This is a genomic window from Bacillus sp. BC08 (genome assembly GCF_054326875.1).
This window is the reverse complement of record NZ_JBTGPA010000034.1, coordinates 48805-71417: the sequence shown is the minus strand read 5'-3', so window position 1 is coordinate 71417 and position 22613 is coordinate 48805. Positions and strand designations below refer to the sequence as shown.

The following is a 22613-nucleotide window of genomic DNA, read 5'->3' as shown; positions in this document are numbered from 1 at the left end:
GAATTCGAATGAAAAAGAAAATTGCAGAATATGAAGTTGGTGAACAAGTCGATGTTTTCTTGTTAATTAAAACAGCGACAAAAGGTCTAGCAAGCAATGGAAAGCCGTTTTTAACAGTAATCTTACAAGATCCAAGTGGAGATATTGAAGCGAAGCTATGGGACGTATCACCAGAAGTTGAGAAACAATATGTAGCGGAAACAATCGTTAAAGTAGCTGGTGACATTCTAAACTACAAAGGACGTATTCAATTACGTGTGAAACAAATCCGAGTTGCGAATGAAAATGAAGTAACGGACATCTCAGACTTTGTAGAAAAAGCGCCAGTGAAAAAAGAAGATATGGTCGAGAAAATTACGCAATACATATTTGAAATGAGAAATCCGAACATTCAACGTCTAACAAGACATTTATTAAATAAGCATCAAAACGAATTTTTAGAATATCCAGCAGCGACAAAGAATCATCACGAATTCGTATCTGGATTAGCTTATCACGTCGTATCGATGCTTGATTTAGCGAAAGCTATCTCAAATCTATACCCATCTTTAGATAAAGACTTACTATATGCAGGGGTTATTTTACATGACCTTGGTAAAGTAATCGAATTATCTGGCCCGATTTCTACAACGTATACGTTAGAAGGAAATTTACTAGGCCATATTTCTATTATGGTGAACGAAATTGGTAAAGCAGCAGATGAGCTGAACATCGATGCAGAAGAAGTATTAATTCTTCAACACATCGTCCTTTCTCACCACGGAAAAGCAGAATGGGGTAGCCCAAAACCACCATTAGTAAAAGAAGCAGAAATTCTGCACTACATCGATAACTTAGATGCAAAAATGAACATGATGGACCGTGCATTAGGACGCACAAAACCAGGCGAATACACTGAGCGTGTCTTTGCACTTGATAATCGTTCGTTCTATAAACCGACGTTCCATAATTAATAATGTGAATCAAATGGCCTCATTAAGTGTTAAAAGCTTAGTGGGGCTGTTGTATAATGATAATAAAGTTATTGAATTTTGATTATTAAAAAGCTAAGAGCCTTACTACATTCTACGTAGCAAGGCTCTTTAAAGTTGTTTCAAATTACATCCATCTGTTCGTTCGAGTGTAACTATTCGCAATTATTTGATATTATACAGGTGAATAGAAAGATACATTAAAATTTAGTTTCGTAGTTGTAAAAGGAGGTTATTTATCCAACATTAACGGGCAGTAAAACTCCGACCTCAAAATTTGGCTGGAGCAAAGAAGTTAGGTGGGGGTCGGGCTGCCCGTAAACGTCCGATTGGTGAGGGCTGATTATAGGTTCACTTTATATTATTCTCTTATAATTTTCCAAAAAGGAGAGTTTATGAAAAAGATTATTGTTTTTGTATTAACAATATTTATATTATTCTCAGGATTTGCAACAAAAAGTTATGCGTTGTCAGGTTCGCAATCTGCGGCAATACAAACGTTGCTAGATGATGCCTGTCGTATATCAGGTGTGCCGGGAATGTCAATCTCAATACTTGCTGATGATGAAGTGTTCTACTTTTCTTCAGGGTATGCAGACCGTGAAAAGGGGTTGTCTGCAAGTGAAAATACACTCTATGAGTTAGCCTCGGTCAGTAAAGCTTTTACCGGTATGGGTATTATGCTATTGGAAGAGCAAGGGCTGCTTTCAATGACTGACCCTGTCCAAAAATATTTACCTTGGTTTACATTAAAATATCAAGGGAAACCTGTTGATATGCAAAGTCTTACACTAAATAACTTTCTTCACCATACCAGTGGTCTAACAAATATTAGGCATCTTCAAAATATTCCACAAGGCAATACACCGGATATGTTGCAAAAGACTGTGGAAATGCTCGTGGATGCTGAATTGGCGTTCCCTCCCGGTGAACAGTATAACTATGGAACCGTTAATTATGACGTATTGGGTTTGGTTATTGAGATTGTGTCGCGACAGAGCTATGAAGACTTTATGAAGGAACAGGTATTTCAGCCGTTAGGTCTTCACCAGACGTATGTTTATAAAGAAGCTGCTCAAGCCACTGGACAGTTGGCACAGGGCTACCGTTCTTCCTTTTTTATGACAACTCCATTTAAAGCTCCGGATTATGCTGGGAATAAACCAGCAGGCTACATCATTTCTAATACAAAAGATATGGCGCGTTGGATGGGCATACAGATGGGGATCGTGCAGGACATACCCGAAATATTTCACATGGTTATCGAAAAATCACATAGGGGTGATATGTCTGTTTCGGCTGTCAACGGTATGTATTATGCGGCAGGCTGGTCCGTAAACGCCGAACAAACGATTATAGAACACACTGGGGGCAATCCAAATTTCAGAACCGAAGTAGTCATACTGCCAAATGAACGAACAGCCGTCTCCTTGCTGAGCAACGGCGCAAATACCAATACAAACATGGTACTAAAAGTTAAAGATATATTAGAAGGCAATCTAACTCAGTCATATGAAATAAGCGGCACACAGCTTTTGGATATCATTTTGTCGTCTATCACAATTATTCTTTGCCTATTGGCCGTTTTGCTATTTCTCTTAGGATTACGCAGAAGGAGAACGAATGAGCGGCAGCCAATGACAAAAAAGAGAATAACCGTAACAGTTATTTTCCTGACCGCTACGATTGCCCTGGGTATACTGTGCTGTGCTTTCGATTGGTCAACAATACTTATGTGGCAAACATATAGTGTTCTTACAGCTTTGATTTCGTCAGCATTATTAACAGCAAGCATTACATGGTTTGTATACACTCACCGATAAAATACCTTGCTCCCAAGATAAGCATAATGTTAAGTAATTAAATTTTAATTTATCCCGCTTTAATGGGCAGTAAGAACCCCAACTCAAAATTCAGCGAAAGCAAAGAATTTAGGTGGGGGGCGGGCTGCCCATAAAAGTCCGATTGGTGAGGGCTGATAATCAGTGGGGGGTGAAGAAAACCCCCACTGATTAAAGTTTCACTTTATTAAAAATGAAATAAAATAGTTAAGAAGTACGCATGGGTGTAACGAAGAACTAATAAAACATATCTCGCCACTAGAATGGGAGCATATCAACTTTTTAGTTGAGTAACGCCAGTTTCAGAAAAAATATGCTAAGCAAAAAATACAATAAGCTGTCCATATGGGCAGCTTATTTACATAATTCTCGATTATTGGCAGTTGATTAATATCAGTTCATTTGTTTTTCGAAAGGAGTTATTTTGTTCGTTCAAAGATAATATCAAAGTAATTCGCGTACCCCATAGTTGGTGGCGCAAATAGTTGATTTTATAGGGGGGAAACCTGTAACTAAATCCTAATATAGGTGTTTTTGTTTAAATTTTGCTTAATTCTCACTGGTAATTAACTAAAAATTTAGAAATCGTTATATAATGAATTTAATTTAAAATTAGGAGTGATTAAATTGCTAGATATGATAAACCTCGTTCTTTTCATCATTATAGCGAGGTGTTAAAACTTCTAATAGAAAGCATATTCGATTAAGAAAGAAGGGGTAGTTATGAAAACTAGTGAAGAAACGCATTGGCAAAGGTTTAAACGTAAGAGTAAATCCCCGAAAGAGTGGTTAAAGAAAGTATACGAATTTTTTATTAATGAACACGTATGGGATGCTATCTTTAAAGTGTTCCTTAAACTAGTATGGGCAGTAAAAGGTATGGGGAAGAGCTTGAAACGGGTAATAGAAAACATATTCAATTAAATTCTATTCTTTCATACTTTCCTCATACGATCGATAATTTCTAATAAATTTGTTTTATATAATGGAGTGTGAATATGACGGTTGATACAGCAATGGCTATAATACCTATATGTGCGTAAAAATTGAAGTAATCATATTTCTGGAAGAAAAATTCAAGGACAGGAAATAAAAGAGTAAGACTAGCAATTAATATTAATTGTTCTTTTTTCATTATCATGCCTCCTTCTTTGTATAATTCAGCATTGATAGAAACAATTCCTATATGAATATCCTATACATGATCAGTTAACATAACGTCCTATTATCGGTAGCAAGGACAAGGAGGAACCCTGCTCTCACAAGGGAACCTCCTTTTTACGTTCTATGGATCTATGCAATTTTTTATACATTCCTATTCTGGTGCGGTTTTAGGGTGCTTGTCTGTTATTGGATTAACGGAAAAACTGTAAAAAATCTCGCATACTCGTAGCGTGTTTTTTTCAAAAATGCTGGCGATATCTCACATCCATCAACTTATGAATTTTATAATGTTCTCAAACCAAGAATTTCTCGTGTTTTTAGTCCAAAATGTTATTTAATAAAAAAATATCTCGAATTTGAGATAAATTACTTGCTTTTTAATCACTTGAGATGTAAAGTGATAGTAACGAAAGCGATTGAGTCATATGAAAAACATACACTCACTTGCTTTCGATTAAAAAAACGAAGTAACTTATTCAGTAAAAACTAAGATGAATTTACAAAAACATAATAAGAATAAATTGAAAAGCTAAGAAGCATATTATTTTTTAGGTATCACTTGACTAGTAAAATGAAACGGAGGAATTATCAATGTATGAAATTAAAGGGCATCATCACATTTCAATGGTTACAAAAAACGGAAGTGAGAATAACCATTTTTATAAAAACGTGCTTGGTTTACGCCGTGTGAAAATGACGGTAAACCAAGATGATCCATCTATGTATCACTTATTTTACGGAGATAGAACAGGGAGCCCAGGTACGGAACTATCATTTTTTGAAATGCCTTTAGTAGGAAAAACGTACCGTGGTACGAATGCAATTACGCGAATCGGATTACTCGTTCCTTCAGAGGAAAGCTTACATTACTGGAAAGAACGATTTGAGAAATTTGATATAAAACATAGTGAAATAACAACATATGCAAATCGTCCTGCTTTGCAATTTGAGGATGCGGAAGGCCTTCGCCTCGTGCTACTCGTTTCAAACGGAGAAAAAGTGGAGCACTGGGAAACGTGGGAGAAATCAGAAGTTCCTGCTGAACATCAAATTCAAGGAATGGGTTCTGTGGAAATGACAGTGCGTAGACTTGATAAACTGGCGAGTACACTTACAGACATATTTGGTTATACAGAAGTTAGCCGAAATGACGAAGAAGCGATTTTCCAATCTATTAAAGGAGAAGCCTTCGGAGAAATCGTTGTGAAATATTTAGAGGGTCCTACTGAAAAGCCAGGCCGCGGTAGCATTCATCATTTAGCAATTCGTGTAAAAAATGATGCAGAGCTTGCTTACTGGGAAGAACAGGTAATACAAAAAGGTTTCCATTCTTCAGGCATTATCGACCGTTTCTACTTTAAAAGCTTATACTTCCGCGAATCAAACGGAATCCTATTTGAAATTGCGACAGATGGACCAGGATTTACAGTTGATGGCGATGTAGAGCATTTAGGAGAAAAACTTGATTTACCGCCGTTCTTAGAAGATCAGCGAGCAGAAATTGAAGCGAAATTAGCACCTATTGAAGAAAAATAATAGAAGAGAAAATATAAATTTAAAAACCCATTGGAGGAATATAAAATGAACCAATTAAAAGGAATTCACCACGTTACAGCAATTACAAGTAGTGCAGAAAAGAACTATGAGTTTTTCACTCACGTTTTAGGAATGCGTTTAGTTAAAAAGACAGTAAACCAAGATGATATTCAAACGTACCATTTATTCTTTGCAGATGATAAAGGTAGTGCAGGAACAGATATGACATTCTTTGACTTCCCAGGTATTCCAAAAGGGGTCCACGGTACAAATGAAATTTCAAAAACTTCATTCCGAGTGCCAACTGATGCAGCACTAGCGTATTGGGTGAAACGTTTTGACCGTCTTGAAGTAGAACATACAGGCATTAAAGAGCAATTTGGTAAGAAAACTCTTTCGTTCGTTGACTTTGATGATCAACACTATCAATTAATCTCAGATGAATTAGATAACGGGATAGAGTCAGGTACACCGTGGCAAAACGGTCCAGTTCCATTAGAATATGCAATTACTGGCTTAGGACCTGTATTTATTCGTATCGCAAACTTTAGTTTCTTCAAAGAAGTGTTAGAAAAAGTTTTATTATTTAAAGAGATTGCGCAAGAAGGAGAATTCTATTTATTTGAAGTAAACGAAGGCGGAAACGGTGCTTCTGTTATTGTAGAACATAATACGGTTCTTCCTGAAGCACAACAAGGCTTTGGTACAGTGCACCATGCTGCATTCCGCGTAGAAGATCGCGCTGTATTAGAAGAGTGGATTGAGAGAATCGGTAGCGTAGGGCTTCCGTCATCTGGATATGTAAATCGTCACTTCTTCGAGTCATTATATGCAAGAGTTGCACCGCAAATATTATTTGAATTCGCAACAGACGGCCCAGGATTTATGGGAGATGAGCCATACGAAACACTTGGCGAAAAGTTATCATTACCTCCATTCCTAGAGCCAAAACGTGAAGAAATTGAAAAATTAGTTCGTCCAATTGATACAGTAAGAAGCACGAAGGAATTTATTAAAGAGTAACAATAGAGATAGTAAGTTGGAGAGCAAGTAGTTTTAGCGGATCGCTGGAACTGCTTGCTTTTTTTATTTTCGCTTTATAAATATTTTGCTAAAATGAATGTAAAACTGATGGAGGAATAGAATGACGAAAATGAATGGGTATACTTGTAGGTGCTGCGGTACATATCATGAAGAAATTCCAACGAGCTATGGATCAGCAGCTCCTATTTATTATTATGATGCTGAACCTGAAGAGCGAGAAGATAGATTTGAATATGCGTGATGGATGGAGAACACTTCTTTATGCGGGGGAGTATTGAAACCCCTATCATTGGTACAGATGAACATTTCATATGGGGTGTATGGGTTTCATTAAGTGAAGCGAATTTTGATAAGGTGAATGAATGCTGGGATAAACAAGAACTGTTAGAGCCGATGTTTGGGTGGCTTTCAACGGATTTACCATATGAGTTGGAAACAGTAAGTTTAAAAACGATGGTTCATCCGAGAGCCGATGGCATTCGTCCTTATATTGAATTAGAGCCGACAGACCATCCTCTAGCAGTGGAGTTTAGAGAAGGAATAACGATGGAACGGGTACAAGAAATAGCGGAACAACTGTGTGTAAATAGTGATGATGCGTGCTGATATTTGTTCAGCGCTCTTTTTATTATATGGAATAAAATAATTGACTTACTTTTCGTTTGTAACTATAATAGTTACAAAATAACCATCACTAATGGCAGTGAGTAATATTTTTTTAGTATAATTGTAACTGTTTTAGTTACAATTAAAAATAATCATAAAACAACCAAATAATGTAAAAACTTTAAATAGCAACAAGAGAAAGGAGACGGGAATTTTGAAACGGTTTAAATTTTATTTCATTAGCGGTATTGTGCTCGTTTTGTTAATCGTATGTAACTTTGTTGATAAGCCGATTGCGAAGGTTGGAGAAGTGAAAAATACTGTTATGATGAAGCTGAATACGAAAGAGAGTATGGCGCAGATTGATGGACAGACGATTTATTTTAAGCAAATTGGTGAGGGGAAGCCGCCTTTACTTATGCTTCACGGGTTTGGTGGTTCATCTGATGGGTTTAGTGATATTTACCCGGAACTTGTAAAGGACCACACGATTATAGCGGTTGATATTTTAGGATTTGGACGTTCTTCGAAGCCAGTTGATTTTCAGTATTCGTTTCCTGCGCAAGTGAATTTATATTATAAACTAATGAAGAAACTTGGATACGATCAATTCGCAGTACTTGGTCATTCGATGGGCGGAGAGATGTCTCTAAATTTAGCGTATTTATATCCAGATGCAGTAACGCATCTCATTTTAGCGGATTCTACAGGGATAGAGTCTTTCCAGCAAAAAGAAAGCTATGAAGTGCCGCCGCTATCAACGGACTTGCAAACTGTAACAGAGATTACGGATTATAATAAAAATGCAGTAAAAAATGGTCGTGACGATAAAGAGCATTATGATCAGCTTACGAAAATGAGAGAGCGCCGCATCGCGATGGAAGCCGATAAAATTAAGGTGCCGACTTTAATTATATGGGGACGACACGATAAGAGCGTTTCTTGGAAAAATGGTGAACTGTATCATCAGCTATTTACGGATAGTACGTTCCATATCATTGAAAAAGGCTACCACGCACCGTTTCGTCAGGAACCAATAGAGTTTATGGAATATGTACAAGCGTTCTTCGCGAAGAATCCACAATAAATTTTAAGCATAAATCCACTTCTTTCCTCATACAGTGAAACTAATAAGGCTTGTCTAAGGAAAGGAATGAAGTACAGTGGAAACTTTACCATGGTGGGTGTATCTTGTAATCGTCGGGATCGTATTAAGTGGCTACATGGTTTTATATACTTCGAAAAAAGAGCAAGAGATGGATAATGAGTTTATCGAAAAAGAAGGCGAAGTATATATGAAGCGTTTAGAAGAAGAGCGAGAGAAACGGAATCAGGATAGTGATAAAGATTCGGTATTGCTTTAATAGAAATTTTGAAAGGCTACAACCTAGTAGAACTTTACATCTAGGTGGTAGCCTTTTTTCTTTTTGGGAGCAGGTTATATTTAATATTACATGTATACGATATTCATCATGAACTTTTATTGATGGTATTTATATATTTTTTTTCTCATAAGAATGGAACTAGCGTGATATTTACTGGGGGGGATTAACAATGCATAGGGATGAAACATCATTACATCCTGATACAGGTGTTACGTCTGTAATGTTTGTTGAGCGTTCATTAAATGAAATTCGTTTTTGGTCTAGAATCATGAAGGAGCATTCTTTTTTTCTTCGCTTAGGGTTTAGATGCGAGGATACCCAGCTAATCGAAGAGGCGAATCAATTTTATCGATTGTTTGAACATATTGAACAAATAGCGCATTCCTATACAAATGAAACAGATCCTGAGCAAATAAAAAGATTTAATTCAGAAGTACAACAAGCCGCGACTAATATTTGGGGATTTAAACGGAAAATTTTAGGATTGATTCTCACATGTAAATTGCCAGGACAAAATAACTTTCCACTTTTAGTTGACCATACAAGTAGGGAAGCTGATTATTTTAGAAAACGTTTAATACAATTAAACGAAGGTAAATTAGATGCTCTTCCTGATGCTATTATTAAAGAAAATGTTTTCTTTTTAAGGATTATGGCAGACCACGCTAAATTTATTGGTCATCTTCTTGATCCATCGGAAAGAAAGCTTGTAGATACAGCTCGGAATTTTAGTAATGATTTTGATGAATTGATGTATCAAGCAATTGACTTAGAATCTATGAAACCACAATCTCAAACAGTCCCACTTTTAGATCAATTTTTAGATCAAAATCGTGTGTCGGTTGCATCTCTTCGGGATTTTAAGAAAACAGCACGTGATTTAATTGAGCAATGTAAAATAAAGAGTATTATCCACCCATTATTGGCGGACCATGTTTTCCGTGAAGCTGATAGATTTCTTGAAATCATTGATATGTATGACGTTCACCTTACAAATATTCAATCACAACCTAGATATTAGAAGATAAGAAAAGACAATACTTTATTTTCAGCTGAGAAGTTCATAATTTATTTATTATTTAAAAAATGAAACTTTACGTTATTCTTTCTGGAGAATGATAAGAAAGGATGGCGTATTTTTTATGCTTAATCTAGTCATCTGTTCATTGTATTATTGTTCGGGAAATTATTATAGAAGAAAAGTATATAAAACCAGCGTGATATAAAGTATGAAATAGCGCCATTTCAATATGTAACGCACAAGTTGCACCACCTACGCAACGACAACTCGCTTTACTCTTCGTGAGTTATTTGACCATACTAGACGTAGAGAGGTGATAAACACAGTATGATTTTTAGTGAACGTTTAAAAGAAGAACGAGAAAAACGAAATTGGTCGCAATATGATTTGGCTGAAAAAATTCATGTAAGTAGGCAGTCTGTTTCAAAATGGGAGACGGGAAAGAACTATCCGAGCATTGAAATTATTATTCATTTAAGCGATCTGTTCGGTATTACGATTGATGAGTTGTTAAGGAGTGATGAAGAGTTGACGCAAAAAGTAATTGAAGATAGTAAACAGTTAGCATATCCAAAATGGAAGGTGTTTTTTGATAGTTTATTTATGGTGGGTGTGTTTTTATTTCTTACAAAAATCGTTGTATGGATGTTAAATAAGTTTGCAGGAGCGAGCATTACATTTGTAGCAGATGCACCATATGTAATGAATTTTTTACCCCTCATCCTAATGGTTGTAGGTGGCATGGCTTCTGATAAGTTGAAGAAAATATATAGATAGAGGAAATAATTCCCCGGACTAGCTGTTCTTTCTACTCAAATTGTGTACTATAAAGGATAGGATGACATAAAGAAGGGGACATTTAGAATGGAATTTCATGAACAGAAGATTTTGCCGGCAGTGAGGCAAATTAAAGATTTGGAAAAGTTATTACATAGTTCGTATGAGTATATCGTTATTTTAGATATTCATGTCGGTCAATTGAAGAGTGTCGTGTCACTTGCGAAGCAATATTGTAAAAAGGTGTTTTTACATGTGGATTTAATTCATGGCTTGCAGAGTGATGGGCATGCGACGGAGTATTTATGCCAAGAGTTTAGACCGTACGGGTTACTTTCGACAAAGGCGAGTGTCATTATGAAGGCGAAGCAAAAGGGTGTTGTTTCAATTCAACGCATCTTTTTAATTGATTCTAGCGCGATGGAAAAGAGCTGTAATTTGCTAGAAAAGACGAAACCGGATTATATAGAGGTGCTTCCTGGTGCGCTAACGGATGTGATTGCTGAAGTGAAAGAGCGTACTGGTGTCCCGATTTTAGCGGGTGGTTTCATTCGTACTGTGGAAGATGTTGAAAGAGCTTTAAATGCTGGTGCGACAGCGATTACGACATCAAAACGCGAACTATGGAAACATTACCAAAAAAAGTGACGAAAATGTGAATATTTACGTTGACACCGCTTTCATAAGAGGTTAACATTATAGACAAGTTAATAAACGTGACGGAGAAAAGTAGAGATCCACATTTCATTGTTTCTATATAAATTTATATAGAAGCGTGCGAAGCTGTGGGTCTTTTTCTTTTGAAAAAAACGAATGGCCATTCATTTTACCTCTATCACATTTAAAAGCGTTTAAATTGATTGTGGAGGGATACTATGTCAGCATTTTTAGGAGAGTTAATAGGGACTGCGTTGTTAATCTTACTTGGTGGCGGCGTTTGCGCTGGTGTAAGTTTAAAGAAGTCGTTTGCGAAAGATTCTGGTTGGATTGTTATTACAATGGGCTGGGGCTTAGCAGTAGCAGTTGCAGCATATGCAGTTGGATCAATTAGTGGGGCACATTTGAATCCGGCTTTAACGATAGGGCTAGCATTTAAGGGAGCGTTCCCATGGAGTGACGTACCAGGTTATATCGCAGCACAAATGATTGGGGCAATTATCGGGGCAGTTCTTGTATATTTACATTACTTACCACACTGGAAAGAAACAGAAGATCCAGGAACAAAATTAGGTGTATTTGCAACAGGTCCAGCAATTCCGAACACATTTGCAAACCTTTTAAGTGAAATGATTGGAACATTCGTTTTAGTATTTGGTATATTAGCAATTGGAGCAAATAAATTTGCAGATGGTTTAAATCCATTTATCGTAGGTTTCTTAATCGTAAGTATTGGTTTATCATTAGGTGGAACAACAGGATACGCGATTAACCCGGCTCGTGATTTAGGTCCGCGTATCGCACACTTCTTCCTTCCGATTGCAGGAAAAGGCGGTTCAAACTGGAAGTATGCATGGATTCCAGTAGTTGGTCCAATTTTAGGTGGATCACTTGCAGGTTTATTCCATCAAGTTGTATTTGAAGGAAAACAAAATGTAGCACTTATTTATGTGATTATTACAACTGTGATTGTACTAGCAATCTCTTATATGACAAGTAAAAAAAGTGAAAGTAATACAAATAGTAGAAAAGTAGCATAGGGGGAAACCAATATGAAAAAATATATTCTTTCTTTAGACCAAGGAACAACTAGCTCACGCGCAATTCTGTTCAATAAAAAAGGTGAAATTGTTCATTCAGCTCAAAAAGAGTTTACACAGCATTTTCCAAAGCCAGGTTGGGTAGAGCATAACGCACAAGAAATTTGGGGATCTATTTTAGCAGTTATCGCAACTTGCTTAAGCGAAGCAGATGTAAAACCAGAACAAATCGCTGGTATCGGTATTACGAACCAACGTGAAACAACGGTTGTATGGGATAAAACAACTAGTAAACCAATTTATAACGCAATCGTATGGCAATCTCGCCAAACAGCTGAAATTTGTGATGAGTTAAAAGAAAAAGGTTATGGCGAAATGGTTCGCGAAAAAACAGGTCTTTTAATTGACGCATACTTCTCTGGTACGAAAGTAAAATGGATTTTAGATAACGTTGAAGGTGCAAGAGAGAAAGCAGAAAATGGCGATCTATTATTCGGAACAATTGATTCGTGGCTTGTATGGAAACTATCTGGTGGTAAAGCACACGTAACAGATTACTCAAATGCAGCACGTACGTTAATGTTTAACATCCACGACTTACAGTGGGATGATGAGCTTCTAGATATGTTAACAGTACCAAAGAGCATGCTTCCAGAAGTACGTCCATCATCTGAAGTTTATGGAGAAACAATTGACTATCACTTCTTCGGTCAAAATGTACCGATTGCAGGTGTAGCTGGTGACCAACAAGCAGCATTATTTGGACAAGCTTGTTTCGGTGAAGGTATGGCGAAAAATACTTACGGAACTGGTTGCTTCATGTTAATGAACACAGGTGAAAAAGCAGTAGCTTCTGAACATGGCCTATTAACAACAATTGCATGGGGAATAGATGGTAAAGTAAACTACGCATTAGAAGGAAGTATTTTCGTAGCAGGTTCTGCAATTCAATGGTTACGTGACGGAATGCGCATGTTTAAAGATGCAAGTGAGAGTGAAGTGTACGCATCACGCGTTGCATCAACTGAAGGTGTATACGTTGTACCAGCATTCGTAGGTTTAGGTACACCGTACTGGGATAGTGAAGTACGCGGCGCTATGTTTGGTGTAACGCGCGGTACGACGAAAGAGCACTTCATTCGTGCAACACTAGAATCTTTAGCGTACCAAACGAAAGATGTATTATGTGCAATGGAAGCAGATTCAGGTATTGAACTAAAAACATTACGCGTTGATGGTGGAGCGGTTAAGAATAACTTCTTAATGAAGTTCCAAAGTGATATTTTAGACGTTCCTGTAGAGCGTCCAGTAATCAATGAAACGACAGCTTTAGGTGCAGCGTACTTAGCTGGTCTTGCGGTTGGATATTGGAAAAACCAAGATGAAATTAAAGAACAGTGGCATATGGACAAACGCTTTGAACCGACGATGGAAGCGGCAACAAGCGAAGAGCTATATGCTGGATGGAAAAAAGCAATTGAAGCAACAAAAGCTTTCAAATAATCATAAACAGTGTTATAATGGTGACAAGTTAATAATTCGGTAGGAGATTTGGAGAGACCACAACGCGCTATAGAGGCGAAATCTATAGCGGAGTTTGTGGTCTCTTTTTTCGTTATCAAAGGGAGGAATTACCATGAAATTTTCAAGTAAACAACGTAAAGACGTATTAAATGGAGTAAATAAACAAGAGTTAGATGTGATCGTAATTGGTGGAGGTATTACTGGTTCTGGTATTGCATTAGATGGAGCAACACGCGGGTTATCAACAATTGTGTTTGAAATGCAGGACTTTGCAGCAGGTACATCAAGTCGTTCAACGAAGCTTGTACACGGTGGTCTACGTTATTTAAAACAACTTGAAGTGAAAATGGTAGCAGAGGTGGGGAAAGAGCGTGCGATCGTATATGAGAACGGTCCCCATGTAACAACACCAGAGTGGATGTTACTTCCGTTCCATACAGGCGGTACGTTCGGATCATTCAGTACATCAATTGGTCTTCGTGTATATGACTTCTTAGCAGGCGTAAAACGAAGCGAGCGCAGAAAAATGTTTAACCGTGAAGAAACGCTAAACAAAGAGCCTCTTGTAAAACAAGAAGGATTAAAAGGCGGCGGTTACTACGTAGAATATCGTACAGACGATGCGCGTCTTACAATTGAAGTAATGAAAGAAGCAATTGAACGCGGTGCAAAAGCTGTTAACTACGCAAAAGTAGACAGTTTCTTATATAAAGATGGAAAAGTATGCGGTGTACGTGTAATCGATTTACTAGATGGAGAAGTATATGAAGTGTACGGTAAGAAAATTGTAAACGCAGCTGGTCCTTGGGTGGATACACTTCGTGAAAAAGATAACTCGAAAAAAGGAAAAGTACTTCAGTTATCAAAAGGTGTTCACTTAGTAATTGATCAAAAACGTTTCCCATTAGGGCAAGCGATTTACTTCGATACACCAGATAAACGTATGGTGTTCGCGATTCCTCGCGGCGGAAAAACATATGTAGGTACAACAGATACGTTCTATGATAAAGACGCAGCTGTACCGCACATGACAACAGAAGATCGCACATACATCATTAATGCGATTAACTATATGTTCCCAAGCGTAAAAATTACGGAGAAAGACATTGAGTCAAGCTGGGCTGGTGTACGTCCGTTAATTTATGAAGAAGGTAAGAATGCATCTGAAATTTCTCGTAAAGATGAAATTTGGACTTCTGAATCTGGTTTAATTACAATCGCAGGTGGTAAATTAACAGGATACCGCAAAATGGCTGAAATGGTAGTAGACTACGTAACGAATCTATTACAAAAAGAAGGTCATAGTGCATATCCGAAGAGCGACACGAAACATATGCCAATCTCTGGTGGACATGTAAGTGGTTCACACGGATTCCCAGCATTCGTTGCGAAAAAAGCAGATGAGGGTACGAAATACGGTTTAACAAAAGCACAAGCAGAAGAATTCGCGAAATTCTACGGCTCTAACGTTGACGTACTGTTCGACTTAGCGAAAAAACATAAAGACGAAGCGAAAGAATACAACATGCCGCTAGACGTTCTAATCCCACTTGTATACGCAATGGATTACGAAATGACAGCAAAACCAGTTGACTTCTTCGTACGCCGCAGAGGCGCTGTATTCTTCAACATCCACTGGGTATACGAGTGGAAAGAAGCAGTAATCAACTACATGGCTGCGAAACTAGGCTGGAGCAAAGAAGAGCAAATGAAATACACAGCTGAACTAGAAAAAGCATTAACAGACGCTGTAATTCCTGTAGATCAACAAGAACAGGCAGCTGCGTTAGCATAAAATAGAAAACCACCTGAAGGGGAGCCTTTAGGTGGTTTTTTGTATGTTATGTACCGGATCAGAAGTGTGAAGAATTTGTTGGTTTCTATATCATTACCTTTTATTAGTTACGGATTAACGCCAACTGTATTTCATGCGCTTTTAATGGGAATCGTACTAAGTGTATATCGGCGTAAAGATATTTCATTTAGAACGAGAAAAACACCTTAATATTTATATAGATTGTATATAAAAGAATTCATTATTATGATCAAGTGTAAACGTAAATAGATAGTAGAAGAGGGTTATCATAAATAACCCTCTTTTCGTGTTTAAATAAGTGCACTCTCTTTAATAGAAATACATAATTCAGAACGAGATATCGATTCAGCTAGTTGTTGTAAATAAGTGTATTCTTCCGCATCTTTTTCGGGAGTGTTAGGATCTAATAAAGGTGAAGATAGAAGTACATCAAGTGTAAGTATGTCTGCATCATGAGAAGTGATGTGATAACCTGCAAATACTGGGCGTTTTAAGTCTTTTACTTTTTGAATCATCTTATGGAATTTCGTAATACTTATATTAATTTTGGCTAATGGAAAGCATTTTTCAGTAGGGTTGTCGATAGTCTTTCTAATTTTATAATCGTATACGTAATAGTACTTTTCTTGTTCTTCTAGTTTTTGCAATTCTTTCGTTAATAAATGGTATGTATCTGTAAGACCAGTTGTGAGTGCATCGTGTTCTGCGCCAACTAATAATGTGAAAGGTCTTGGTGATGAGATTTCGAGAGGACGGACGTTTAGGTCGGTAAAAGTAGGGTTAGATTGTAAAATGTTATGTAATTTTTCGTTAGGAAACACGCCGTCATAAATAGCAATAAAATAATGGTTCATTTTGTCACTCCTTAGCTTTTTCTAAACTGATATATTCTACTTTTAAGGTGTAACTCCTGCATAAAAAAGAAACACCTTGAATCATCAAGGTGTTTTCGTTATAAGCTCAAAACTTTCCGAATTAGCCCCGAGTATAAAAGGGCTAACCTCGCCAACGCTATAAAGTTGCAATTCATGCATTGCGCGCGTGCAAGCAGTGTAGAACAATCTACGAACGCTCTCATCGCTGTACACATCTTTAGAAGCATCGTAAATAATAACGGCATCAAATTCAATACCTTTCGCTAAGTAAGCAGGGATCACGACAATGCCTTGCTCATACTCGGCGGAGTTACTTTTCACAAGTTTAATATTCTCGATATGACGAAGTGCTTCGTAGGCAGCGGCGCTTTCAGCTGCAGATTTACATATAATTGCGATCGTATTATGCTGCTCTTTTTGTAGGTCAGCAACTTTTGCGGTAATATGCTCGTGCAGTTCGCTGTCAGTCGATACTTTCGTCACTGTAGGTTTCTCGCCATCACGTTCAAATGCGTGAATGTTCTCTCCTTCTGGCACGAGAGCACGTGTAAATTCAATAATCGGTTTTGTTGAGCGATAGCTACGGGTTAAGTTGATGCCGTTCGTTTCGTCTGGTCCGTATAAGCTAGTAAGTGTATTGAAATTCACTGCTTCACTCGCATGGGCAAATATCGCTTGGTTAAAGTCCCCGAGTACAGTCATTCTTGCAGCAGGGAAGAGACGTTTTAAAAACTCGAACTGAAACGGCGAATAATCTTGCGCTTCGTCTACGAGTACGTGTTTAATCGATCTATTCGTTTGGAAGCCTTCAATTAATTCTTTTAAAAGTAAGAATGGAGTCGCATCCTCATAATATAGCTTTCCTTCATCAAGCATGTTTACTGTTAAGGAGCAAATGTCATCCCATTCTTTCGGTTTTTCCCCAGTAACCCATGATGCATCTGTGAAGAGCTGTTTATATATGCCTGTGAAATTGATGAAACGTAATGTTTGAACGCCTTTACGAAGTGGCTTCAATTTTTTACGGATAATCATACGCCCAAGTACTTTCGTTTCTTTCTCATAATCATGAAAGGAGTTGTCGTCAAACTCGCCTTTTTTCTGTAAATATTTATAAGCCTTTTGGTATTCATCTTTACTCAGTAATTCAATTTCTTCTTCTACCCAAGGCTTTTTCAGTTCTGCTTTTTCAATTGCATCTATTTGTTTATTTAGCCAATCTGTTAACTGTTCAATTCGATTATGGAAGCGGAGGGAGGAGTCAGTGTTGTAAAATTGCTCTGTAATTTCTTTAGCAGAAACAATTAACTTTCCTCTAAACTTCATTCCTCTAAATAGCATGCCTGAAGATTCAAGAGATTGTCTGTACGCTCTAATCATCTCGAAAAATTGAGTAGATGCTTTAAAGCGAATGCTCGCATTTCTCGTTTTATAGGTAGGGCTATTCGTTTCAGTTAACATATATTCTAATTGTTCATAAGGATCTTCAACGTCAAATGACTTACTGAGTCTATGGTTTAAATATTCTTGGAATGTCACTTGCTGCATATTTTCTTCACCGAGTTCAGGCAGTACGTTAGATACGTAGCTGTTGAACATAGAGTTAGGGGAGAAGAGAATAATTTGATCAGCTTTTAGCCATTCACGATATTTATATAGTAAGTAGGCGATTCGTTGCAGGGCAGCTGACGTTTTACCACTACCAGCAGCTCCTTGCACGATAAGGAGTCGGCCTTCATCATGACGGATAATTTCATTTTGCTCGCGCTGAATTGTAGCAACGATACTTTGCATATGTTTGTTCGTACCTTTTCCGAGCGCTTGTTGCAAGATTTCATCACCAATTGTAAGGCTCGTATCGAACATAGAATCAATCTCGCCATTTTGGATAATGTATTGTAATTTTTTCTCCACATTACCGTGGATTACGCCGCCTGGTGTACTGTATTCAGCCGGTCCTGGTGGATAATCGTAGTACACACTCGAAATGGGTGCGCGCCAGTCATATATAAGAAAGTTTTCTCCGCTTGCATCAGTAAGTGTAGCTACGCCGATATAAATTTTCTCCGCAGCAGATTCTCCTTCTTCTTTGAAATCAATTCGCCCGAAGTAAGGTGCTTTATGCATACGTCTTAATGCAGCAAGTCGATTAAAGGTGTGCTTATGGGTAATTTGTGTGACAGCTAGTGACTGAGCTTGTTGTCTTAAGTTGATAACTGTTTCAAGATAATCATCGAAAGTATCAGTATTCACTTTCACGTCATCCCAAAAGTGTTTACGAATATGGATTACTTCTGCCCGGCGTCTGCCAGTTTCGTTTTCCAGTTTATCAATTTGCTCCGTAATCGTTTCAATTACGGTATCCAATCGTTTTTGCTCTAAATCAAGTTTTTTGTTCATACGTAAGCACTCCTTTAAAAGTGAAAAATAGAGGTTGACTGAAGATGTGTTTTGGTGTACAATTAAGATACGGATAAATACGTTCTGTATATTTTCGGAAACGTGTTTCTGTACTAATTTAACATAGTTTCTTAATTTAATCAATGATAATAAGATAAACCTTGGTTCCGTGTGTGATGGAATCAAGGTTTTTTGTTGTAGATTATAGTCTGTTTCAGTTCGATTTTTAGCATCTATTAGTTAAAAGGGGAGAACAAAAAATCAATTTTGCGGTGGAATATATTCTCCGGTTGTTACATGAAAACCAGCAGCTTTCATTTTTGTCTGTTCTTTATTCCAGCCTATTACTAACATTAGGGGAATGTTCATCTTAGTGTCTTTTTTTAGCATGAAATTATAACCTTTTGCCCAATCTTTACCGGGATGGATATTACTTATTTTTAATGCTTTTTTTAGTAAATGGGGAGAATCGTAGTGAATATCCTCTAACTTTATAAACTCTTCTCTAGAATAAGGCGAATCGCCATCTCGGGTGATATCCTGCGCTTCAACAATTTTTCCTTCAAAGATTGTGATTAAAAATATTTTGTTTGTATCTGGCACTCCGAAATCAATATTCCAGTACTTTCTTTTGCCGTTGCTCCCAATGGACTTCTCGGGTTTATCTTTGTCTATATTAACTGCCTGTAATAATTGAGCATGTTTATTCCATTTAAGTGCAGAGGGACATGCCAACTCAATCGCTTGTTTTACTGATAATTCTTGATGCGCAGAGACTTCTAATGTACCTTTAACTGATTTTGTAGAATGAGCAGATGTTTGCTCGGCGGTTCCAATAGAAAATAGTATAAGTAAGAGGAGAAAGATTATTTTTTTCATTTTCGTACACCTTTTTTAGATATATTCTTACCAAACCTTTTTCATTTATCCCGCTTTAATGGGCAGAAAGGTCCCCACCTCAAAATTCAGCGAAAGCAAAGAATTTAGGTGGGGGATCAACTGCCCATAAAAGTCCGATTGGTGAGGGCTAATAACCAGTGGGGGATGAAGAAAACCCCCACTGATTAAAGTTTCACTTTATCCTGTTGCTCGCAAATAGGAGGATAAAAATTGCAAAATAAAAAAGCTCGGACCGAAGCCCGAGCTTTTTTCACTTCATTATTTCTTTTCGTCTTTCTTATCGTCAGCTTTTTGCTCTTTGAAAAGATCTTTTAAATCTTTATCGTCAACTTTTACGTCAGCTTTTTTGATTTCTTTCATCATAAGGTCGTTCATGAATTCGCCGTCTTGTGCTTTCTTCGCAACTAACTCTTTTTTCAGGTCAGCTTTTGATTGCTCGAATGATTTTTCTGGCTCTTTAATGTCTGTAACTTTAATGATGTGGTAACCGAATTGTGTTTTTACAGGTTCGCTTACTTCATCTTTTTTCAGTTTATAAGCAGCATCTTCGAATTCTTTAACCATTTTACCAGGTCCGAAGAATCCTAAGTCTCCACCTTTTTCTTTTGAAGAATCTTCAGAGTATTGTTTTGCTAACTCTTCGAAAGATTTACCTTGTCCAAGTTCTTCTTTAACCTTTTTAGCAGTCGCTTCATCTTTTACAAGAATGTGGCTTGCTTTAATTTCAGGCTTGTAGTTATCTTTTAATTCTTTATCAGTGATTGTTTTCTCGATAGCTTTTTCTTGCGCTAATTGAGCACGCACACCAGTTTTTAAAGTTTCTTCTTTAATACCTTGTTGTTTTAATAGTGTATCGAATTGATCACCGTATTGTTTTTTCATTTCATCGTACTTTTTGTCTACTTCTTTGTCTTCAACTTTGTAGTTTTTAATAAGTACTTTTTCCATAACCATGCTGTTTAATACTTGTTTACCAGCTTGTGTCTTCATTTGATTGTAGAACTCGTCTTTTGTAATGTCACCAGCTTTAGATGTAACAATTTTGTCTGATGATGATCCTGTTCCACATGCTGATAATGCGATTACACTTGTTGCGGCTAAGGCAAGCATAGCTTTCTTCATTCGATAAACACTCCTACTATTATGTATTTTTAATTTATCCTACACCAATGAATTTTGGTTCATAAGAGCCCGATTAAGTCTCACTGATACTTTTGCTTTTTCTATTGGTAAAGCGCGCTTAACAGGGCTTACCGAGGCTTTAGGATAAAGTTAAGATGCGTGTCATTTATTTCATAGTATAAGCAATATGTACAAAATTTAATATATCATATTTCGACCCGATTTCATATTGATAAAGAAAATTTAACCAGTATGTGTCAGATTTTGAAGGTGTTCCATATTGGGCGCATGCCGCATATACAGAAAAGAGGAGGGGATGGGGATGAATTCTCAACTTATTTTATTACTTGTACTGTTTATTTTATTGGTTATAGTAGGTATAATTTGCTTATAGAGGAAAAAAGTGAGGAAGGGGCTTCCTTCCTCACTTTCCATGAAATATAATTTCTATATAACTAGAAATTAATAAAATTGTTATACATACATTAATAACCCGAAAGACACCGGGTTGGCGGCTCGCAGCTATTTGTTTTCGTTCACACAGTGTATGTGTCATAAAATTCGTGTAAAATATAACAAGAAGTGCGAATGCGACAAAAACAACTGTTATAAGTGTCATGAGGCGAGACCTCCTTTTGGCTAAAATACATATACTTTATATATTGTATCATACGATATTTTGTTCGTGTTATAAAATTCAGAAATAGAAGACTTTGTGTTAGAAAGTGAGGGAGAAAATGGACGTTGTTAGAAGATTAGAACAAGCTGAATACTACGTAGACCTACTATTTAAAATGATTGATGAAGAAAAGTGTCCATTTTATTCTTTAATCATAAAGAAAAAAGCTCGCAAAAAAGATATTGAACGTATACTACAACTTTGTGAAATACTGAACGAGCAATATGTAGTGGAAAAAGCAGAAGGGCTTCTTTTGTTCGATGCGCTGTTAGATCAATTTGAAAAAGCGCTTCCACATCAGCTCGAAGTACACGAAACTGCGGAAGCGCTAGCAAAACAAGGTTTATTTAACCCGCTTATGAATGAATTCTTAAGCATGATTGCGAAAAAATAAATAGATTACTTCTTAACTAACTTCTGATCGGATTCCGTAAAATTCTCCTCAATATTCTCTAATGATTTCTCAAAAATATCGATGAAGTCTTGTCCGTAAATGTTGCGCAAGATAGCGATAAGTTCGATATTTTCTGGGAACTTACCGTAAAAATTACGAAGTGCAAGAGCCCCATTAAATACAGAGTTATTTTCAGGATCATACTCCTCCATTAAGCGAAGTAGTAATTCTTCCCCTTTGTCTGTAATCTCAATGTACGTATTTCGTTTATCATCTTCTTTTTTCGAGAATACAAGATAGCCGCGTTCTTCCAGCTTTTTCGAGAAGTTAAACGCCGTTGATACGTGCATAACTCCAAACTTAGCAATCTCAGAAATAGAAGCCCCTTTTAAATGATAAGCGATTGATAAAATATGATGCTCATTAATGTTTAAATCGTAAGGCTTAATCCACTGTTGCCAATCTTTCTCTACACATTTCCATAACGCTTTCGATAATTGAGCAATGCGTTGGCTGAAAATCATCGCTTCTTTTACCGAGTAATCTTTTTCTCCACTTTTCATTTACTCACCCACTTTAACATTCTTTTTCATTACTATCTATTATGCCAGTAAAATAAAAATTAATAAAGTCTTTTTGTGAGAATTGTGAAAATTTTTTGGAAAAATGACATTCTATACAAATCATGCATAACTATGGAAGCGTTTTATGAGTCGTGAATACATGCGTTGTCCATACATGTTAAGTGATAACATATATTGTAAATGCATAAAAACACGGCATATCTGTGTGATATGCCGTGTTAAGGTCAATTTATATAAAAAATATTTGTTATATGCAAAAAACTAAGCAGGAATTTGT

At 36.9% G+C, this 22613-nt stretch carries 22 protein-coding genes and 2 pseudogenes; 17 read left to right on the top strand and 7 right to left on the bottom strand.

Going from position 1 to position 22613, the window contains the following annotated elements:
* The first annotated feature begins 8 nt into the window (after positions 1-8).
* The 3 genes from yhaM (at position 9) to ACXVYO_RS16435 (ending at position 3736) form a co-directional block, all read left to right on the top strand.
* Positions 9-953, top strand: a complete 945-nt coding sequence (yhaM, locus tag ACXVYO_RS16445) for a 3'-5' exoribonuclease YhaM (protein WP_000726650.1) — start codon at positions 9-11, stop codon at positions 951-953.
* 413 nt (positions 954-1366) lie between these two features.
* Positions 1367-2794 carry a serine hydrolase domain-containing protein gene (locus tag ACXVYO_RS16440; protein WP_458467860.1) on the top strand — a complete coding sequence of 476 codons (1428 nt, stop codon included), beginning with the start codon at positions 1367-1369 and terminating at the stop codon, positions 2792-2794.
* 741 nt (positions 2795-3535) lie between these two features.
* Positions 3536-3736 (top strand): hypothetical protein, encoded by a 201-nt coding sequence (locus tag ACXVYO_RS16435; RefSeq protein ID WP_000858032.1) that lies wholly within the window; start codon positions 3536-3538, stop codon positions 3734-3736.
* A gap of 40 nt (positions 3737-3776) precedes the next feature.
* On the opposite strand, the gene ACXVYO_RS16430 is transcribed toward ACXVYO_RS16435, so the two are convergent.
* Positions 3777-3947 carry a hypothetical protein gene (locus tag ACXVYO_RS16430; protein WP_458467859.1) on the bottom strand — a complete coding sequence of 57 codons (171 nt, stop codon included), beginning with the start codon at positions 3945-3947 and terminating at the stop codon, positions 3777-3779.
* Positions 3948-4567: 620 nt separating this feature from the next.
* Here ACXVYO_RS16430 and ACXVYO_RS16425 point away from each other — a divergent pair.
* The 12 genes and pseudogenes from ACXVYO_RS16425 to ACXVYO_RS16370 form a co-directional block, all read left to right on the top strand.
* Complete coding sequence (locus ACXVYO_RS16425; RefSeq protein WP_458467858.1) at positions 4568-5512, top strand: ring-cleaving dioxygenase; 945 nt, start codon at positions 4568-4570, stop codon at positions 5510-5512.
* A gap of 45 nt (positions 5513-5557) precedes the next feature.
* Entirely contained in the window at positions 5558-6535 is a 978-nt protein-coding gene (locus tag ACXVYO_RS16420; protein ID WP_458467857.1) for a ring-cleaving dioxygenase, read from the top strand.
* Between the two features lie 121 nt (positions 6536-6656).
* Positions 6657-7162, top strand: a pseudogene (locus tag ACXVYO_RS16415) (DUF2199 domain-containing protein).
* A gap of 214 nt (positions 7163-7376) precedes the next feature.
* Positions 7377-8249: an alpha/beta fold hydrolase gene (locus ACXVYO_RS16410; RefSeq protein ID WP_458467856.1), complete on the top strand. Its 873-nt coding sequence runs from the start codon at positions 7377-7379 to the stop codon at positions 8247-8249.
* A 76-nt stretch (positions 8250-8325) separates the two neighbouring features.
* The gene (locus ACXVYO_RS16405) at positions 8326-8526 is read left to right on the top strand and encodes a sporulation YhaL family protein (RefSeq protein WP_000449229.1); all 201 of its coding nucleotides are present in this window, start codon (positions 8326-8328) and stop codon (positions 8524-8526) included.
* A gap of 190 nt (positions 8527-8716) precedes the next feature.
* Positions 8717-9568 (top strand): DUF2935 domain-containing protein, encoded by an 852-nt coding sequence (locus ACXVYO_RS16400; RefSeq protein ID WP_046953966.1) that lies wholly within the window; start codon positions 8717-8719, stop codon positions 9566-9568.
* 327 nt (positions 9569-9895) lie between these two features.
* Entirely contained in the window at positions 9896-10345 is a 450-nt protein-coding gene (locus ACXVYO_RS16395) for a helix-turn-helix domain-containing protein (RefSeq protein WP_458467855.1), read from the top strand.
* A gap of 87 nt (positions 10346-10432) precedes the next feature.
* The gene (gene glpP, locus ACXVYO_RS16390) at positions 10433-10993 is read left to right on the top strand and encodes a glycerol uptake operon antiterminator GlpP (RefSeq protein ID WP_061678705.1); all 561 of its coding nucleotides are present in this window, start codon (positions 10433-10435) and stop codon (positions 10991-10993) included.
* Between the two features lie 227 nt (positions 10994-11220).
* Positions 11221-12042 (top strand): glycerol uptake facilitator protein GlpF, encoded by an 822-nt coding sequence (glpF, locus tag ACXVYO_RS16385; RefSeq protein WP_458467854.1) that lies wholly within the window; start codon positions 11221-11223, stop codon positions 12040-12042.
* Positions 12043-12054: 12 nt separating this feature from the next.
* Positions 12055-13545 carry a glycerol kinase GlpK gene (gene glpK / locus ACXVYO_RS16380; protein WP_458467853.1) on the top strand — a complete coding sequence of 497 codons (1491 nt, stop codon included), beginning with the start codon at positions 12055-12057 and terminating at the stop codon, positions 13543-13545.
* A gap of 133 nt (positions 13546-13678) precedes the next feature.
* Positions 13679-15361, top strand: coding sequence for an aerobic glycerol-3-phosphate dehydrogenase (gene glpD / locus ACXVYO_RS16375; protein WP_458467852.1), 1683 nt, complete (start codon positions 13679-13681; stop codon positions 15359-15361).
* A gap of 78 nt (positions 15362-15439) precedes the next feature.
* A pseudogene (locus tag ACXVYO_RS16370) lies at positions 15440-15571 on the top strand (FtsW/RodA/SpoVE family cell cycle protein); the annotation flags it as partial.
* 101 nt (positions 15572-15672) lie between these two features.
* On the opposite strand, the gene ACXVYO_RS16365 reads toward ACXVYO_RS16370, so the two are convergent.
* The 4 genes from ACXVYO_RS16365 to prsA form a co-directional block, all read right to left on the bottom strand.
* Positions 15673-16236 carry a hypothetical protein gene (locus ACXVYO_RS16365; protein WP_458467851.1) on the bottom strand — a complete coding sequence of 188 codons (564 nt, stop codon included), beginning with the start codon at positions 16234-16236 and terminating at the stop codon, positions 15673-15675.
* A gap of 84 nt (positions 16237-16320) precedes the next feature.
* On the bottom strand, positions 16321-18657 hold the full coding sequence (gene helD / locus ACXVYO_RS16360) for an RNA polymerase recycling motor HelD (RefSeq protein ID WP_458467850.1): 2337 nt from the start codon (positions 18655-18657) through the stop codon (positions 16321-16323).
* A 261-nt stretch (positions 18658-18918) separates the two neighbouring features.
* Positions 18919-19536, bottom strand: coding sequence for a hypothetical protein (locus ACXVYO_RS16355; RefSeq protein WP_458467849.1), 618 nt, complete (start codon positions 19534-19536; stop codon positions 18919-18921).
* A 279-nt stretch (positions 19537-19815) separates the two neighbouring features.
* Entirely contained in the window at positions 19816-20679 is an 864-nt protein-coding gene (prsA, locus tag ACXVYO_RS16350) for a peptidylprolyl isomerase PrsA (protein WP_458467848.1), read from the bottom strand.
* A gap of 280 nt (positions 20680-20959) precedes the next feature.
* Here prsA and ACXVYO_RS16345 point away from each other — a divergent pair, with 280 nt between their 5' ends.
* A complete protein-coding gene (locus tag ACXVYO_RS16345; RefSeq protein ID WP_002007073.1) occupies positions 20960-21073 on the top strand; it encodes a hypothetical protein in 114 nt (37 codons plus the stop codon).
* Positions 21074-21103: 30 nt separating this feature from the next.
* On the opposite strand, the gene ACXVYO_RS16340 is transcribed toward ACXVYO_RS16345, so the two are convergent.
* Positions 21104-21298: a hypothetical protein gene (locus ACXVYO_RS16340; RefSeq protein WP_000172690.1), complete on the bottom strand. Its 195-nt coding sequence runs from the start codon at positions 21296-21298 to the stop codon at positions 21104-21106.
* A gap of 118 nt (positions 21299-21416) precedes the next feature.
* On the opposite strand from ACXVYO_RS16340, the gene ACXVYO_RS16335 reads away from it, so the two are divergent.
* Positions 21417-21752: a DUF1878 family protein gene (locus tag ACXVYO_RS16335; RefSeq protein WP_063262020.1), complete on the top strand. Its 336-nt coding sequence runs from the start codon at positions 21417-21419 to the stop codon at positions 21750-21752.
* Between the two features lie 5 nt (positions 21753-21757).
* On the opposite strand, the gene ACXVYO_RS16330 is transcribed toward ACXVYO_RS16335, so the two are convergent.
* Positions 21758-22315: an HTH-type transcriptional regulator Hpr gene (locus tag ACXVYO_RS16330; RefSeq protein ID WP_000834920.1), complete on the bottom strand. Its 558-nt coding sequence runs from the start codon at positions 22313-22315 to the stop codon at positions 21758-21760.
* Positions 22316-22613: the final 298 nt, after the last annotated feature.

Coding starts and splice junctions, on each gene's coding strand:
- yhaM (WP_000726650.1), top strand. CDS start 9: ATGAAAAAGAAAATTGCAGAATATGAAGTTGGTGAACAAGTCGATGTT.
- ACXVYO_RS16440 (WP_458467860.1), top strand. CDS start 1,367: ATGAAAAAGATTATTGTTTTTGTATTAACAATATTTATATTATTCTCA.
- ACXVYO_RS16435 (WP_000858032.1), top strand. CDS start 3,536: ATGAAAACTAGTGAAGAAACGCATTGGCAAAGGTTTAAACGTAAGAGT.
- ACXVYO_RS16430 (WP_458467859.1), bottom strand. CDS start 3,947: ATGAAAAAAGAACAATTAATATTAATTGCTAGTCTTACTCTTTTATTT.
- ACXVYO_RS16425 (WP_458467858.1), top strand. CDS start 4,568: ATGTATGAAATTAAAGGGCATCATCACATTTCAATGGTTACAAAAAAC.
- ACXVYO_RS16420 (WP_458467857.1), top strand. CDS start 5,558: ATGAACCAATTAAAAGGAATTCACCACGTTACAGCAATTACAAGTAGT.
- ACXVYO_RS16400 (WP_046953966.1), top strand. CDS start 8,717: ATGCATAGGGATGAAACATCATTACATCCTGATACAGGTGTTACGTCT.
- ACXVYO_RS16395 (WP_458467855.1), top strand. CDS start 9,896: ATGATTTTTAGTGAACGTTTAAAAGAAGAACGAGAAAAACGAAATTGG.
- glpP (WP_061678705.1), top strand. CDS start 10,433: ATGGAATTTCATGAACAGAAGATTTTGCCGGCAGTGAGGCAAATTAAA.
- glpF (WP_458467854.1), top strand. CDS start 11,221: ATGTCAGCATTTTTAGGAGAGTTAATAGGGACTGCGTTGTTAATCTTA.
- glpK (WP_458467853.1), top strand. CDS start 12,055: ATGAAAAAATATATTCTTTCTTTAGACCAAGGAACAACTAGCTCACGC.
- glpD (WP_458467852.1), top strand. CDS start 13,679: ATGAAATTTTCAAGTAAACAACGTAAAGACGTATTAAATGGAGTAAAT.
- ACXVYO_RS16365 (WP_458467851.1), bottom strand. CDS start 16,236: ATGAACCATTATTTTATTGCTATTTATGACGGCGTGTTTCCTAACGAA.
- helD (WP_458467850.1), bottom strand. CDS start 18,657: ATGAACAAAAAACTTGATTTAGAGCAAAAACGATTGGATACCGTAATT.
- ACXVYO_RS16355 (WP_458467849.1), bottom strand. CDS start 19,536: ATGAAAAAAATAATCTTTCTCCTCTTACTTATACTATTTTCTATTGGA.
- prsA (WP_458467848.1), bottom strand. CDS start 20,679: ATGAAGAAAGCTATGCTTGCCTTAGCCGCAACAAGTGTAATCGCATTA.
- ACXVYO_RS16340 (WP_000172690.1), bottom strand. CDS start 21,298: ATGACACTTATAACAGTTGTTTTTGTCGCATTCGCACTTCTTGTTATA.
- ACXVYO_RS16335 (WP_063262020.1), top strand. CDS start 21,417: ATGGACGTTGTTAGAAGATTAGAACAAGCTGAATACTACGTAGACCTA.
- ACXVYO_RS16330 (WP_000834920.1), bottom strand. CDS start 22,315: ATGAAAAGTGGAGAAAAAGATTACTCGGTAAAAGAAGCGATGATTTTC.